The sequence below is a fragment of the Pseudomonas borbori genome (assembly GCF_900115555.1).
GTDB lineage: Bacteria > Pseudomonadota > Gammaproteobacteria > Pseudomonadales > Pseudomonadaceae > Aquipseudomonas > Aquipseudomonas borbori.
Window position 1 is genome coordinate 1 of the sequence record NZ_FOWX01000016.1, and the last position, 14,235, is coordinate 14,235.

Consider the following 14,235-nt stretch of genomic DNA (forward strand, 5'->3'; position numbering starts at 1 on the left):
CCAGGCTGTGTAAAAACTCCCACTCAACTCTGCGGATCGCGTTGCTACGCGAATTCTGGAGAAGTTTTCGCATCGAGCTTGCGTGGAATTTACGAGAGATCGTCAGATTCGATCATTGATTGATCAGCTCTCGGTGCTCAATACGTTTTTACACAGCCTGGGCCGGTTGCTGCCTGTCGTCAATGCCAGCTCCTGACCGCTCGCCGTCAGTCGCCACCAGCCGTTTCGCGTCGGTTTTGCCTGTTGTGCCCCGCCACCTCCCCTTGCTTGCGGCCGGTCACTGATCAGGTTCTGGGCAAAATACTGGTCTGCCGGCGAGGAGGCTGTCTCGCGATAATCATCGCTCAAGCGGTTGCGCCTGGCCTGTGCAGGGCGCACGGGGCCGCCTAGGCTGCGCGCACCACTGATAACCCCTGGTGCGCACGGCGCACCCTACGAGCTGGTGTCATCGAACAATCGGGAACAAGGTGTTGATGCTGCTGACCGTCCGCTTCTAACCGGTTTCTGCCGGTTCCCCACCGGCAGCCGGCCATGAATGGCCGGTCTACCCTTATAAATAAATTCGCCCCCTTTTTCGAAAGAGCCAGACTGTATGTAAATAACAAATCTCATGGCTTTTTAACCAGCGTCTGCAACACGGCAGTACCACTTGTTCTCGCAGCCAGCAACGCTGCAAATCCCGCGGTTGAGCAGGCCCCGCCTACCCTCGCCGCCCCCGCGCCAAACTAAACATCCGCTGCTCGACCCGCTCGATCAGCTTGCGGCTCTCCGCCGGTTCGAGCACGCCTTCGTCGGCCAGGTGTTGCACCGCTTCGCGCTGGCGGTTGAGCAGCAGGCGCAGGGCCGTATAGGTTTCCAGCTGGGCGACGGCGGCGCCGTGTTCGGCGCGCAGTTGTTCTAGGTGTTGCTGGGCCTGGTGCAGGTTGGCGGCAATCTGCTGGCGGGCGGCTTCGGCCATGGTCGGGTCCGGGGCGAGGTCGGCGGCCAGGGCCAGCAGCGCCTGCTGGGCCTGGCGGTAGCCGCGCAGGGTGCCGTAGACGGCGGTCAGGTGGCGAAAGCGCGCGGGCTCCAGCCAGCCCCAGTGGGCCAGACGTTGCAGCCAGACCGGGCCGGACCACAGCGCCTGCAACCGGGGCCGCGGGCCGAGGTCGGGGATGCCGTCCAGCGCGGCCTCCACCGCCTCCACCAGGTGCGCCGCCGCGCCCTGGTCGAGCAGCCCCAGGCTGAACTGGTTCCAGTAGTTCTGCCGCTCGCTCTCCAGCAGCTGGCGCTTGTAGAAGATCGCCAGATCCTCCTGCGGGCCGGGCGCGCTCGGCTCGAACTCGGCGCTGAGTCGCAGGTCGTTCAGGCTGCGCTCGATGCCGGGCCAGTCGGCGTGGGCGAGCAACTCGTCGCGGCTCAGGGCGTCGAGCAGATCGGCCACTTCCTTGTGGATCAGGCCCTCGGCCTTGCGCACGGTGGCGCGCTTGGCCGGCGGCAGCTGGGCCAAGCCGAGCCACTGCAGCAGGGCGCTGATGCTGGCGCCGTTGATCACGATGGTCAGCACCACCAGGCCGGCGGTGAGGAACAGCACCTGCTCGCGGATGGCCGCATCGATCTGCCCCTGCTGCGCCACCGACAGCGCCAGGGCCAGCGCCACCGCGCCGCGCAGGCCGCCCCAGGTGAGGACGATCGCCTTGTCGCGGGTCAGGCCGATGCCCAGGCGCGCCAGCAGCGGCGAAAGCATGGCGATGGTAGCGCCGCGGATCAGGTTCACCCCGAGGTAGAGCAGCAGCAGGCTCAGCCACATCTGCAGCGACGGCAGCGCCACCTGGCGAGCGATGATGATGCCGACCAGGAGGAAGATCAGGGTGTTGAAGATGTAGGCGAGCATTTCCCAGAAGTGATGCAGGTAGTGCATCACCTCCGGGCTGAAGCGGGTGCGGCCGACCCCGGCGAGCAGCACCGCGGTGGTCACCACCGCCACCACGCCGGAGGAATGGAAACCGTGCTCGGCAACGATGAAGCCCAGGTAGGCGGCGGCGATGGTCACCACGGTTTCCAGCACCGCGTCGTTGAACACCTTGCCGACCCAGAACACCACCACCGCCGCTACCGCCAGCCCGACCAGGGCGCCGACGCAGACCACGCGGAGGAACTCCTGGCTGACGTAGCCGACCCCGACCTCCGCCGCGCCCCCCAGCAGCATGCTGTAGAAGAGCACGAAGAAGACGATGGCGGTGCCGTCGTTGAGCAGCGACTCGCCCTCGATCAGGGTCTCCAGGCGCTTGCGCGAACTCTGCTCCTTGAGCAGGGACACCACCGCCACCGGGTCGGTGGCGCTGACCAGGGCGCCGAACATCAGCGCCACCGGCCAGCTCCACTCCAGCGGCAGGGCCAGGCGCACCAGCAGCGCGGTGAGCAGGGTCGCGATGATCAGCCCCGGCACCGCCAGCAGGGCGATCTGCGTCAGCATGCGGCGGAACAGGTGCACCTCCAGGGCGAAGGCGGATTCGAAGATCAGCGCGGGCAGGAACAGGAACAGGATCAGCTGCGGCTCGATGCCGGCCACGTAGTCGACGCTGGCGGCGAACTCCTCGGCCCAGGGCGGCAGCCAGGCCTGCTGCGCCAGCACGCCGAGCAGCAGGCCGAGCAGGAGCAGCGCCACCGAGTAGGGCACCTTGCCGCCGTGCAGCAGGAAGCGCAGCAGGGCGCCGCTGAGCAGCGCGAAGACGGCAAACAGCAGAATCGCCAGACCCTGGGTCATGGCTCACCTCCCGCGTTCGGGCAGGCACAGGCAGGTGGCGGACTGGCTCGCACACCGGGCACGAGCGGGACGCCTCTGATCAAGCATAGGCAACCGGCCTGGGTAGGGTGCGCCGTGCGCACCATCGGCGGCCGTATGCCTGGTGCCTGGTGCCTGGCGCCTGGTGCGCACAGCGCACCCTACGAGCCGCGCTCGTCGCAACAATCATTCTGCGACAGCACCTATCAGGGCGTTAACGGGCATGCCGCGAGAGGCACCCGAACGATGAAAGTCTTCGCGGCATGCCCGCCTCCCTCATCCGGCGCTTCGCGCCACCTTGACCCACAGGGATGTGGCGAATGCGGTACTCCCGCCGGGAGCGGGAGCCGCCTCCCGGCGGGAGAAGGACAAGAGGAGGCCATCGCTACGCGACTTTCACGCTAAAAGCGTCCGGCTAAAGGTCAGCCTCCTCCACCACCCGCACCATCCCCGCCTCCAGTGCATAGGCCGCATCGGCCAGCTCGTTGCTGACCTGCTCCACCTGCAAGGTGCCGCTGACCCAGAGCGGGGCATAGATGTCTTCAAGTTCGATGCCTTCGGGGTAGCGCACCAGCACTAACTGGTTGGGCGGCGGTGGCGGCACGTGGATGCAGGCGCCTGGATAGGGGACGAGGAAGAACAGGGTGCTGCGGCCCTCGGCGTCGCTTTCCAGGGGCACGGGGTAGCCGCCCAGGCGGATGGCTTTGCCGTCCAGCGCCGCCACGGTCTTGGCCGAGTACATCACTGCCGGCAGGCTGTTGTCCTGCTGCCTGAGGCCACTGGGGTTGTAGAAGGCGCCGTCCTGCTCGGGGCCGTCGTGACTGATTTCCGGCATGGCTTCGAGGGCCTGGCGGTCTTCCGCCGGCATCAGCTCCAGCCAGTCGGTTTCCGCCAGCTCGGCATGCACCAGGCTAGCCGGCAGCAGGCTGCTCAGGAGCAGGAGGGACAACAGCAGATGACGCATGGGCAGACTCACGGGTAGCTAGAAAGCGAAGGGCCGCTCAGCCTTTCTTGATTGCGCCGTAGAGTATCAGCAGAACCACGGCGCCGATCACTGCGCCGACGAAACCGGCGCCCTGGCCAGCCTGGTAGATGCCCAGGGCCTGGCCGCCGTAGGTCGCGGCGATGGCGCCGCCGATGCCGAGCAGGATGGTCATGATCCAGCCCATGCTGTCGTCGCCCGGCTTGAGGAAGCGTGCAATCAGGCCGACGATCAGGCCGATGAAGATGGTGCCGATAATGCCCATGGCGTGGTCTCCGAATAGCTGAGTGCGCCAGGGCCGAAATAGCCGTGGCATTAGGCTATCAGATGGATGGGAGCCGCAGAGGTTCCATCGGAAGTGTCTGGCGCCGGGAAATGCCGGCGCCAGACACGACCTCAGCCCTTGCCGATCAGCGCCTCGACCGCGGCGATCTGCCGCTCCAGGGTGGCGCGGTCGGCACAGCGCAGGGTGGCGTGGCCGACCTTGCGGCCGACCTTGAAGGCCTTGCCGTAGTGGTGCAGGTGGCAGTCGTCGATGGCGATTACCTTATCCACCGCCGGCACTTCGCCGATGAAGTTGAGCATGGCGCTCTCGCCGACCTTGGCGGTCGAGCCCAGCGGCAGGCCGGCGACGGCACGCAGGTGGTTCTCGAACTGGCTGCACTCGCTGCCTTCGATGGTCCAGTGCCCGGAGTTGTGCACGCGCGGGGCGATCTCGTTGGCCTTGAGACCGCCGTCGACCTCGAAGAACTCGAAGGCCATGACGCCGACGTAGTTGAGTTTCTGCAGCACGCGGCCGACGTAGTCTTCGGCCAGGGCCTGCAGCGGATGGTCCGTGCTGGCGACCGACAGGGCGAGGATGCCGCTGTCGTGGCGGTTGTGCACCAGCGGGTAGAAGCGCGTCTCGCCGTCACGGCCGCGCACGGCGACCAGCGAGACCTCGCCGGTGAAGGGCACGAAGCCTTCGAGGATGCAGGGCACGCTGCCCAGCTCGGCGAAGGCGTCCTGCACGTCTTGCGCCTGGCGCAGGACCTTCTGACCCTTGCCGTCGTAGCCCAGGGTGCGGGTCTTGAGCACCGCCGGCAGACCGATAGCGGCGGCCGCGGCGTCGAGGTCGGCCTGCGAGTGGATGTCGGCGAACGCCGGGGTGGGAATGCCCAGCTCCTTGAACATCGACTTCTCGAACCAGCGGTCGCGGGCGATGCGCAGCGATTCGGCGCACGGGTAGACCGGCACGAACTGCGAGAGGAAGGCCACGGTCTCGGCCGGCACGCTCTCGAACTCGAAGGTCACCAGGTCGACTTCGTCGGCCAGCTGGCGCAGGTGGTCCTGGTCGCCGTAGTCGGCGCGGATATGCTCGCCAAGCGCCTGGGCACAGGCGTCCGGCGCCGGGTCGAGAAAGGCGAAGTTCATCCCCAGGGGAGTGCCGGCCAAAGCCAGCATGCGACCCAGTTGGCCGCCACCGATTACACCGATTTTCATGCGTCTACCTCTTTCAATGCCGCACGCGCCCCTGTGGGAGCGGACTTGCCCGCGAAGCTTCTACTGACCCACGAGCCGCCCTCAGGCCTGACGCGGGTCCGGATTGTCCAGCACGGTATCGGTCTGCTCCTGGCGGAACTTCTTCAGCGCCGCATGGAACTGCGGGTGCTGGTGACCGAGGATGCTCGCCGCCAGCAGCGCCGCGTTGACCGCACCGGCCTTGCCGATGGCCAGGGTGGCAACCGGAATGCCGGCCGGCATCTGCACGATCGACAGCAGCGAATCGACGCCCGAGAGCATCGCCGACTGCACCGGCACGCCCAGCACCGGCAGGTGGGTCTTGGCCGCGCACATGCCCGGCAGGTGGGCGGCGCCGCCGGCACCGGCGATGATCACCTGGATGCCGCGGCCTTCGGCCTGCTCGGCGTACTGGAACAGCAGGTCCGGGGTGCGGTGGGCGGACACCACCTTGACCTCATAGGGGATGCCCAGCTTGTCCAGCATCTCGGCGGTGTGGCTAAGGGTGGACCAATCGGACTTGGAGCCCATGATCACGCCAACCAGTGCGCTCATCGTCGTGCCTCTTCATCAAGCGCCTCACGGCGCGTCAAAAACCAACAAGCCACGCAAAGAGCGTGGCTTGTCATGTTCGGAGCAAACCCGCGGCCGGCGGGTTTGAAGGCGGCGCAGTATAGCCTAACGACACAAAGAGCGCCCCCCCTGCATGACCGTCCGTCGCCGGTCCTGGCACCAAGCTTCGCGGACCTCCTTCCTTTATAGGGCGATGCGGGTCTGCCGGCTATTGCGCCTATGGCTATCCGGGAGCAACAGGCGGTCGCGCTGGAGACGGTGGTTAGCCACCGCGCCCGCACAGCCCCGTATGTGCGGCATTGGCGCATACGGCTCCTGCCTCTGGCTCTGACGTGAAAACGTTCTCACTGCCCGGAGCGGCCGTTCGGTTTTCCGAATGAGTAAACCGCACTTGTTCGCCAAGGCGAACGCCAGGGTTCGCCTGCGGAACCGGCACAAAACTTTAATCCTTTATTTTCAATCAGTTATAAAAAAGCAGCGCCCAAAAAAAGCCTGGCACGTTCCCTGCTCTAACCCACTGCAGGAAGGCCGCGCGCCTTCCCCGCCGCCGGGCCGGCCCGGTCGGCCAGCCGATAACAACAACAGTGAGGATCAGCATGACCACCAGCACTCTTTCCCGCGCCGTCGCCGTCGCCCTGGCCGCCACCCTGCTCAGCGCCCCGACGCTGGCCGAAGAGCTGACCGGCACCCTGAAGAAGATCAAGCAAACCGGCACCATCGTCCTCGGCCACCGCGACGCCTCCATCCCCTTCTCCTATTTCGGCGACAGCCCGCAGCAGCCGGTGGGTTTCTCCCATGACCTGCAGCTCAAGGCAGTCGAGGCGATCAAGCAGAAGCTGGCGATGCCCGAGCTGAAGGTGCGCTACAACCTGGTGACCTCGCAGACCCGCATCCCGCTGGTGCAGAACGGCACCGTCGACCTGGAGTGCGGCTCCACCACCAACAACGTCGAGCGCCAGCAGCAGGTGGACTTCTCCGTGGGCATCTTCGAGGTGGGCACCCGCCTGCTGACCAAGAAGACCTCGGGCGTCGCCGACTTCGCCGACCTCAAGGGCAAGAACGTGGTGACCACCGCCGGCACCACCTCCGAGCGCCTGCTCAAGAGCATGAACGCCGACAAGCAGATGGGCATGAACATCATCTCGGCCAAGGACCACGGCGAGTCCTTCCTGATGCTCGAGTCCGGCCGCGCGCTGGCCTTCATGATGGACGACGCCCTGCTGTTCGGCGAAATGGCCAAGGCCAAGCAGCCGGCCGACTGGGCGGTGGTCGGCACCCCGCAGTCGTTCGAGATCTACGGTTGCATGCTGCGCAAGGGCGACCCGGCGTTCAAGCAGGTGGTCGACGGCGCCATCGCCGCGGCCTACCAGTCCGGCGAAGTCACGGCGATCTACGACAAGTGGTTCATGCAGCCGATCCCGCCGAAGGGCCTGAACCTCAACTTCCCCATGAGCGCCGAGCTGAAGAAGCTCATCGCCAACCCCACCGACAAGGCTGCCGAGCAGCTCTGACGGTGACGCCGACGTGCCCTCACGAGGGGCGCGCCGGCGGGGACCCGGGAGCCTGGCTCCCACCTTCCACCCGAATGGATCAGGGGCACGTGCGCCACTAGCGCGCGGGGCCGGCATCTGCCTGCCCGGCCCCGTCCAACCCACAGTGACACCCGAGGGGAAACCCGCATGAATTACAACTGGGACTGGGGCATCTTCTTCAAGTCCACCGGCATCGGCAGCGAGATCTACCTGGACTGGTTCGTCACCGGCCTGGGCTGGACCATCGCCATCGCCCTGGCCGGCTGGGTCATCGCCCTGCTGCTCGGCACCCTGCTCGGCGTGCTGCGCACCGTGCCGAACCGTTGGCTGGCCGGCCTGGCCAGCGCCTACGTGGAAATCTTCCGTAACGTGCCGCTGCTGGTGCAGCTGTTCCTCTGGTACTTCCTGGTGCCGGACCTGCTGCCCGAGCCACTGGAAATCTGGTTCAAGCAGGACCTGGCACCGGCCACCTCGGCCTACCTGAGCGTGGTGCTGTGCCTGGGCCTGTTCACCGCCGCGCGGGTCTGCGAGCAGGTGCGCACCGGCATCCAGGCGCTGCCCAGCGGGCAGATCGCCGCCGGCTACGCCATGGGCTTTCGCCTGCCGCAGATCTACCGCGAGGTGCTGCTGCCGCAGGCGCTGCGCATCGTCATCCCGCCGCTGACCAGCGAGTTCCTCAACATCTTCAAGAACTCCTCGGTGGCGTCCTTGATCGGCCTGATGGAGCTGCTGGCGCAGACCAAGCAGACCGCCGAATTCAGCGCCAACCTGTTCGAGGCCTTCACCCTGGCCACGCTGATCTACTTCACCCTGAACATGGGCCTGATGCTGCTGATGCGCGCGGTGGAGAAGCAGGTCGCGGTGCCCGGGCTGATCGCCGTAGGAGGCAAGTGATGGACTTTTCCGCAATCATTCCGGCGCTGCCGGGGCTGGCCGACGGCCTGTGGATGACCCTCAAGCTGATGGCGCTGGGCGTGCTCGGCGGCGTCGTGCTGGGCACCCTGCTGGCGCTGCTGCGGCTGTCGCCGAACCGGCTGCTGGCCAGCTTCGCCGCCACCTACGTCAACTACTTCCGCTCGATCCCGCTGCTGCTGGTGATCACCTGGTTCTACTTCGCGGTGCCCTTCATCCTGCGCTGGATCACCGGCGAGGACACCCCGGTGGGCGCCTTCGCCTCCTGCCTGGTGGCCTTCGTGATGTTCGAGGCGGCGTACTTCTGCGAGATCGTCCGCGCCGGCATCCAGGCCATCCCCCGGGGTCAGATGGGCGCCGCCTCGGCGCTCGGCATGAGCTACGCGCAGAGCATGCGCCTGATCATCCTGCCCCAGGCGTTCCGCAAGATGACCCCGCTGCTGCTGCAGCAGAGCATCATCCTGTTCCAGGACACCTCGCTGGTCTACACCGTCGGCCTGATGGACTTCCTCAACGCCGCCCGCTCGCGCGGCGACATCATCGGCCAGGCCCATGAGTTCCTGATCTTCGCCGGCCTGGTCTACTTCACCCTCAGCTTCGCCGCCTCGCAGCTGGTCAAGCATCTGCAAAAAAGGTTAGCCGTATGATCTCTATCCAGAACGTCAACAAGTGGTACGGGGACTTCCAGGTGCTGAGCGACTGCAGCACCGAAGTGAAGAAGGGCGAAGTGGTGGTGGTGTGCGGTCCATCCGGCTCGGGCAAGTCGACCCTGATCAAGTGCGTCAACGCCCTGGAGCCGTTCCAGCAGGGCGACATCCTGGTCGATGCCACCTCGATCGCCGACAAGAAGACCGACCTGCCCAAGCTGCGCTCGCGGGTCGGCATGGTGTTCCAGCACTTCGAGCTGTTCCCGCACCTCTCCATCACCGAGAACCTGTGCATCGCCCAGGTCAAGGTACTCGGCCGCAGCAAGGCCGAAGCCCGTGAGAAGGGCCTGGCCCTGCTCGAGCGGGTCGGCCTGGCCGCCCATGCGCACAAACACCCCGGTCAGTTGTCCGGCGGCCAGCAGCAACGGGTAGCGATCGCCCGCGCCCTGGCCATGGACCCGGTGGTGATGCTGTTCGACGAGCCGACCTCGGCGCTCGACCCGGAGATGGTCAACGAGGTGCTGGATGTGATGGTGCAGCTGGCCAACGAGGGCATGACCATGATGTGCGTGACCCACGAGATGGGCTTCGCGCGCAAGGTCGCCGACCGGGTGATCTTCATGGACGCCGGCAAGATAGTCGAGGACTGCCCCAAGGAAGCCTTCTTCGGCGATCTCTCGGCCCGCTCCGAGCGCGCCCAGCAGTTCCTCGCCAAGATCCTCCAGCACTGACCGCAACCGCAACCCCGTAGGATGGGTTGAGCCTGCGATACCCATCAGCCAATCGATGGGTATCGCCGGATTGATGGGTATCGCTTCGCTCAACCCATCCTACGCACTGACCACAACCTCGTGTAGGGCGGGTGCAGATCCGTAGGGTGCGCCGTGCGCACCAAACAACCGTCGCCAGCGGTGCGCACAGCGCACCCTACGGAATGAGGCGCCCAGCGGAACTGGCCAGCACTGGAGGACTGTGATGCAATGCCCCACCGCCCGCCTCTGCGCAGTGCCGCCTGCCCTGACCGTGAAACCGCGCCTGTTCCGCCACCTGCTGCTGTCCCTGCTGCTGCTCGCCCTGGTGCTCGGCTGCGGCTATGCCGGCTATCGGCTCAGCGAACGGGCGGGCATCCGCGCCCTGGCCGAGGACGGCGAGCGCCAGCTGGAGCTGAACGCCCGCGCGGTGGAAAGCGAGATCACCAAGTACAACTACCTGCCCAGCCTGCTGGAGCTCAACGAAGACGTGCGGCGCCTGCTGCAGACCCCCAGCAACTACCGGCGGCAGCGGGTCAACGATTACCTCGAGGGCCTTAACGGCCGCAGCGGCAGCCTGGCCACCTACGTGCTGGACACCTCTGGGCGGGTGCTGGCCACCAGCAACTGGCGCGAGCCGAGCAGCTTCCTCGGTGAAGACCTGTCGTTCCGCGCCTATTTCCAGGACGCCGTGCAGGGCAAGCCGGGGCGCTTCTACGGCATCGGCAGCACCACCGGCGAGCCCGGCTACTACCTGGCCCACGGCCTCAAGCAGGGCGAGCGGATCATCGGCGTGGCGGTGGTCAAGGTGCGCCTGGACGCCCTCGAGCAGCGCTGGCAACGGGCGCGGTTGGAAGCCTACGTCAGCGACGAGAACGGCGTCATCATCCTGTCCAGCGACCCGGCGCGGCGGCTCAAGGCGGTGCAGGCGCTGGGGCCGAACACCCGCGAGCGCCTGGCGCGCAGCCTGCAATACCACTGGTGGGCGCTGGAGGAACTGCAGCCGCTGGCGCGCACGCCGCTGGGCGACGGCATCGAGCAGGTCAGCTACGCCAGCGCCACGCCGGGCGGACGGGCGCCGGGGCGGATCAACTACCTGGAGCAGAGCCGGCCGCTGGCCGACACGCCCTGGCGCCTGACCCTGCTCAGCCCGCTGCAGGACCAGCGCCGCGCGGCCATCGGCAATGCCCTGCTGGCCGCCGGCGCCTGCGCGTTACTGATCTTCTTCGGCCTGGCGCTGAACCAGCGGCGCAAGGTGATCGCCACCCGTCTGGCCGCGCGCGAGGCGCTGCAACGGGCCAACGACGAGCTGGAGCGGCGCATCGCCGAACGCACCGCCGACCTCTCGGCCAGCAACGAGCGGCTCAAGGCCGAGATCCGCGAGCGCCGGCAGACCGAGGCGCACCTGCGCCAGACCCAGGACGAGCTGGTCCAGGCCGGCAAGCTGGCGGTGATCGGGCAGATGTCCACCAGCATCGCCCACGAACTCAACCAGCCGCTGGCGGCGCTGCGCACCCTGTCCGGCAACACCGTGCGCTTCCTCCAGCGCGGCGCCCTGGAGGTGGCAGGCAGCAACCTGCAGACCATCGGCGAGCTGGTCGACCGCATGGGCAAGATCACCGCCAGCCTGCGCGCCTTCGCCCGCCGCTCCGATGACCACGGCCAGGCCAGCCTGGGCCAGGCGGTGGACGCCGCGCTGATGCTGCTGCAGCCGCGCCTGCAGCGCAGCCCGGTGCAGATCGAACACGCCTACGCCGGCGCTACCCGCCTGGGCATCGACCAGACCCGCCTGGAACAGATCCTGGTCAACCTGATCGGCAACGCCCTGGACGCCATGGGCGCGCAGGCCGAGCGCCACCTCTGGCTCAGCGGCGCGGCCGACGGCGCCAGCTACCGCCTGGAGGTGCGCGACAACGGCCCGGGCATCGCCCCGGAACTGCGCGGCCACCTGTTCGAACCCTTCTTCACCACCAAGCCCGGCGAGCAGGGCCTAGGCCTCGGCCTGACCCTGTCGGCCAGCCTGGCCGCCGCCGCCGGCGGCAATCTCGGCGTGCGTCACCCGGAAGCCGGTGGCACCGCCTTCGTCCTCAGCCTGGCGCTGCTCGCCGGCGCGCCCGCCCCGGAGCCGTCCCATGAATGAAGCGCTGTGCGTCCTGATCGTCGAAGACGACCCCCATGTGCTGCTCGGCTGCCAGCAGGCGCTGGCCCTGGAGGACATCGACAGCATCGGCCTGGGCAGCGCCGAGGAGGCCCTGGCCCAGGTCGACGCGGATTTTCCCGGCATCGTCGTCAGCGACATCCGCCTGCCGGGCATGGACGGCCTGCGCCTGCTGAACGAACTCAAGCGCCGCGACCCGAGCCTGCCGGTGGTGCTGATCACCGGCCACGGCGACATCGGCATGGCGGTCGGCGCCATGCGCGACGGCGCCTACGACTTCATCGAGAAGCCCTTCTCCCCCGAGCGTCTGGTCGAGGTGGTGCGCCGCGCCCTCGAGCAGCGCGGCCTGGCCCGCGAGGTGTCGGCGCTGCGCCGCCAGCTGGCCGGGCGCCAGGCCCTGGAACAGCGCCTGATCGGCCGCTCGCCGGCCATGCAGCGGCTGCGCGAACTGATCGCCAACGTCGCCGACACCGGCGCCAACGTGCTGATCGAGGGCGAGACCGGCACCGGCAAGGAACTGGTCGCGCGCTGCCTGCACGACTTCAGCCGGCGCCAGAGCAAGCAGTTCGTCGCGCTGAACTGTGGCGGCCTGCCGGAGAGCCTGTTCGAGAGCGAGATCTTCGGCCACGAGGCCCACGCCTTCACCGGTGCCGGCAAGCGGCGGATCGGCAAGATCGAACACGCCCACGGCGGCAGCCTGTTCCTCGACGAGATCGAGAGCATGCCGCTGAACCTGCAGATCAAACTGCTGCGGGTGCTGCAGGAACACAGCCTGGAACGCCTCGGCTCGAACCAGCCGATCGCCGTCGACTGCCGGGTGATCGCCGCGACCAAGGCCGACCTCGACCAGCTTGGCCGCGCCGGCCAGTTCCGCAGCGACCTCTACTACCGGCTCAACGTGGTCAGCCTGGAACTGCCGCCGCTGCGCGAGCGACGCGAGGACATCGGCCTGCTGTTCGAGCACTTCCTGCAGCTCGCCGCCCTGCGCTTCGACCGCCCGCCACCCGCGCTCGACCACCCCACCCTGGCCGCACTGCTGGCCCACGACTGGCCGGGCAACGTGCGCGAGCTGCGCAACGTCGCCGAGCGCTTCGCCCTCGGCCTGCCGGCCTTCAAGCACAGCGGCCTGGCCGACGGCGGCAGCGGCCCGGGCTTCGCCGAGGCGGTGGAGGCCTTCGAGCGCAACCTGCTGGGCGACGCCCTGGCCCGCCACGCCGGCAACCTCAGCCAGGCCGCCCAAGCCCTGGGCATGGCCAAGACCACGCTGTTCGACAAGGTGAAGAAGTACGGGCTGTAGGGGGACCGTTCGCCGCCGCACCAGGCTCCTTCTGCAACAGGCGCTGCTGCAGACGGTATGCTTCTTGCTGTCTATCGCTCACCCAAGGCCCGCGGAAATCGCCGATGCTGCATGCCCACCTGACCACCCTGCACGTGGTCGCGCTGATCCTCGAACTGTTCGCCGACCAGCCCGAACTGACCGAGCCATTGCTGGCCGGCAGCGGCATCCAGGCCGGCGACCTGGCGAGCGGCGAGCGGCGCATCACCCGCACCCAGGAATTGCAGGTGTGCGCCAACGCCCTGGCCCTGCGCGCCGACCTCGGCCTGCAGTTGGGCCGGCGCCTGCATGTGTCGTCTTACGGCCTGCTCGGTTACGCCGCGCTCTCCAGTGCCACCTTTGGTGACGCCTGGCGCCTGCTGTTGCAGTACCCGGCCCTGCTCGGCACCTACTTCAAGCTGGACCTGACGGTGGAGGACGAGCTGGCCTGGGTCGGCGCCGCCGAGTACCGCCACGCGCTGGCGCTGGAGCGGTTCAACGTGGAGATGTGTCTGGCCTCGCTCAAGCTGATCTGCGACGAACTGCTCGGCCAGCCGCTGCCGCTGGCCGCGGCGCAGTTCGCCTATCCACAGCCGGCCTACGTCGCACGCTACGCCAGCAGCTTCGCCTGCCCGCTGCAGTTCGACGCCGCGCGCAATGCCTTCGCCTTCCCCGCCGAGTGGCTGCAGCGGCGCCTGCCGCTGGCCGACCCGGTCACCCACCTGGAGATGCTCGAGCGCTGCCGCAAGCAGAACGCCGAGTTCACCACCCGCCAGGCCTGGCTGCAGCGAGTGCGCGCGGAACTGGCCAGCCACCTGGTCGAACCGCCCGGGCTGGAGGCGCTGGCCCAGCAGATGCACTGCTCGCCGCACACCCTGCGCCGCCACCTGCAGGAGCTCGGCACCCACTACCAGGAGCTGCTCGACGAGCTGCGCTTCGAACGGGCCAAGACCCTGCTCGGCCAGGACGACTGGCCGATCTGCCGGATCGCCGAGGAACTCGGCTTCAGCGAGAGCGCCAGCTTCCGCCACGCCTTCCAGCGCTGGAGCGGGGTGGCGCCGAGCCGGTTTCGCGCCTGATCATCCAGGCCCCGCCAATACTGA

The 14,235-nt window shown here is 67.6% G+C and carries 12 protein-coding genes; 7 read left to right on the forward strand and 5 right to left on the reverse strand.

What is annotated here, in order from left to right:
* Positions 1–700: 700 nt before the first annotated feature.
* From BM315_RS13200 to purE, 5 genes are all read right to left on the reverse strand, one after another.
* Entirely contained in the window at positions 701–2,746 is a 2,046-nt protein-coding gene (locus tag BM315_RS13200; RefSeq protein ID WP_090501687.1) for a cation:proton antiporter, read from the reverse strand.
* Positions 2,747–3,179: 433 nt separating this feature from the next.
* Positions 3,180–3,728 carry a DUF3299 domain-containing protein gene (locus tag BM315_RS13205; RefSeq protein WP_090501689.1) on the reverse strand — a complete coding sequence of 183 codons (549 nt, stop codon included), beginning with the start codon at positions 3,726–3,728 and terminating at the stop codon, positions 3,180–3,182.
* A gap of 37 nt (positions 3,729–3,765) precedes the next feature.
* Positions 3,766–4,011, reverse strand: a complete 246-nt coding sequence (locus tag BM315_RS13210; protein ID WP_090501691.1) for a GlsB/YeaQ/YmgE family stress response membrane protein — start codon at positions 4,009–4,011, stop codon at positions 3,766–3,768.
* Between the two features lie 131 nt (positions 4,012–4,142).
* Positions 4,143–5,228, reverse strand: a complete 1,086-nt coding sequence (locus BM315_RS13215) for a 5-(carboxyamino)imidazole ribonucleotide synthase (RefSeq protein WP_090501693.1) — start codon at positions 5,226–5,228, stop codon at positions 4,143–4,145.
* 81 nt (positions 5,229–5,309) lie between these two features.
* Positions 5,310–5,801 carry a 5-(carboxyamino)imidazole ribonucleotide mutase gene (purE, locus tag BM315_RS13220; protein WP_090501695.1) on the reverse strand — a complete coding sequence of 164 codons (492 nt, stop codon included), beginning with the start codon at positions 5,799–5,801 and terminating at the stop codon, positions 5,310–5,312.
* Positions 5,802–6,415: 614 nt separating this feature from the next.
* Between purE and BM315_RS13225 the strand changes: the two genes are divergently transcribed.
* The 7 genes from BM315_RS13225 to BM315_RS13255 all read left to right on the forward strand — a co-directional run bounded on the left by BM315_RS13225 (position 6,416) and on the right by BM315_RS13255 (position 14,211).
* The gene (locus BM315_RS13225) at positions 6,416–7,330 is read left to right on the forward strand and encodes a glutamate/aspartate ABC transporter substrate-binding protein (RefSeq protein ID WP_090501697.1); all 915 of its coding nucleotides are present in this window, start codon (positions 6,416–6,418) and stop codon (positions 7,328–7,330) included.
* Between the two features lie 168 nt (positions 7,331–7,498).
* Complete coding sequence (locus BM315_RS13230; RefSeq protein WP_090501698.1) at positions 7,499–8,245, forward strand: amino acid ABC transporter permease; 747 nt, start codon at positions 7,499–7,501, stop codon at positions 8,243–8,245.
* Positions 8,242–8,910: an amino acid ABC transporter permease gene (locus BM315_RS13235; protein WP_170862212.1), complete on the forward strand. Its 669-nt coding sequence runs from the start codon at positions 8,242–8,244 to the stop codon at positions 8,908–8,910. The genes BM315_RS13230 and BM315_RS13235 overlap by 4 nt, the downstream gene beginning before the upstream one ends.
* Entirely contained in the window at positions 8,907–9,641 is a 735-nt protein-coding gene (locus BM315_RS13240; RefSeq protein WP_090501702.1) for an amino acid ABC transporter ATP-binding protein, read from the forward strand. The genes BM315_RS13235 and BM315_RS13240 overlap by 4 nt, the downstream gene beginning before the upstream one ends.
* Before the next feature lie 244 nt (positions 9,642–9,885).
* Positions 9,886–11,799: a sensor histidine kinase gene (locus BM315_RS13245; RefSeq protein ID WP_090501704.1), complete on the forward strand. Its 1,914-nt coding sequence runs from the start codon at positions 9,886–9,888 to the stop codon at positions 11,797–11,799.
* Positions 11,792–13,114: a two-component response regulator AauR gene (aauR, locus tag BM315_RS13250; RefSeq protein WP_090501706.1), complete on the forward strand. Its 1,323-nt coding sequence runs from the start codon at positions 11,792–11,794 to the stop codon at positions 13,112–13,114. The genes BM315_RS13245 and aauR overlap by 8 nt, the downstream gene beginning before the upstream one ends.
* A 104-nt stretch (positions 13,115–13,218) precedes the next feature.
* Complete coding sequence (locus BM315_RS13255) at positions 13,219–14,211, forward strand: AraC family transcriptional regulator (RefSeq protein WP_090501709.1); 993 nt, start codon at positions 13,219–13,221, stop codon at positions 14,209–14,211.
* Positions 14,212–14,235 lie beyond the last annotated feature (24 nt).

Coding starts and splice junctions, on each gene's coding strand:
- BM315_RS13215 (WP_090501693.1), bottom strand. CDS start 5,228: ATGAAAATCGGTGTAATCGGTGGCGGCCAACTGGGTCGCATGCTGGCT.
- BM315_RS13225 (WP_090501697.1), top strand. CDS start 6,416: ATGACCACCAGCACTCTTTCCCGCGCCGTCGCCGTCGCCCTGGCCGCC.
- BM315_RS13230 (WP_090501698.1), top strand. CDS start 7,499: ATGAATTACAACTGGGACTGGGGCATCTTCTTCAAGTCCACCGGCATC.
- purE (WP_090501695.1), bottom strand. CDS start 5,801: ATGAGCGCACTGGTTGGCGTGATCATGGGCTCCAAGTCCGATTGGTCC.
- BM315_RS13200 (WP_090501687.1), bottom strand. CDS start 2,746: ATGACCCAGGGTCTGGCGATTCTGCTGTTTGCCGTCTTCGCGCTGCTC.
- BM315_RS13240 (WP_090501702.1), top strand. CDS start 8,907: ATGATCTCTATCCAGAACGTCAACAAGTGGTACGGGGACTTCCAGGTG.
- BM315_RS13255 (WP_090501709.1), top strand. CDS start 13,219: ATGCTGCATGCCCACCTGACCACCCTGCACGTGGTCGCGCTGATCCTC.
- BM315_RS13205 (WP_090501689.1), bottom strand. CDS start 3,728: ATGCGTCATCTGCTGTTGTCCCTCCTGCTCCTGAGCAGCCTGCTGCCG.
- BM315_RS13210 (WP_090501691.1), bottom strand. CDS start 4,011: ATGGGCATTATCGGCACCATCTTCATCGGCCTGATCGTCGGCCTGATT.
- BM315_RS13245 (WP_090501704.1), top strand. CDS start 9,886: ATGCAATGCCCCACCGCCCGCCTCTGCGCAGTGCCGCCTGCCCTGACC.
- aauR (WP_090501706.1), top strand. CDS start 11,792: ATGAATGAAGCGCTGTGCGTCCTGATCGTCGAAGACGACCCCCATGTG.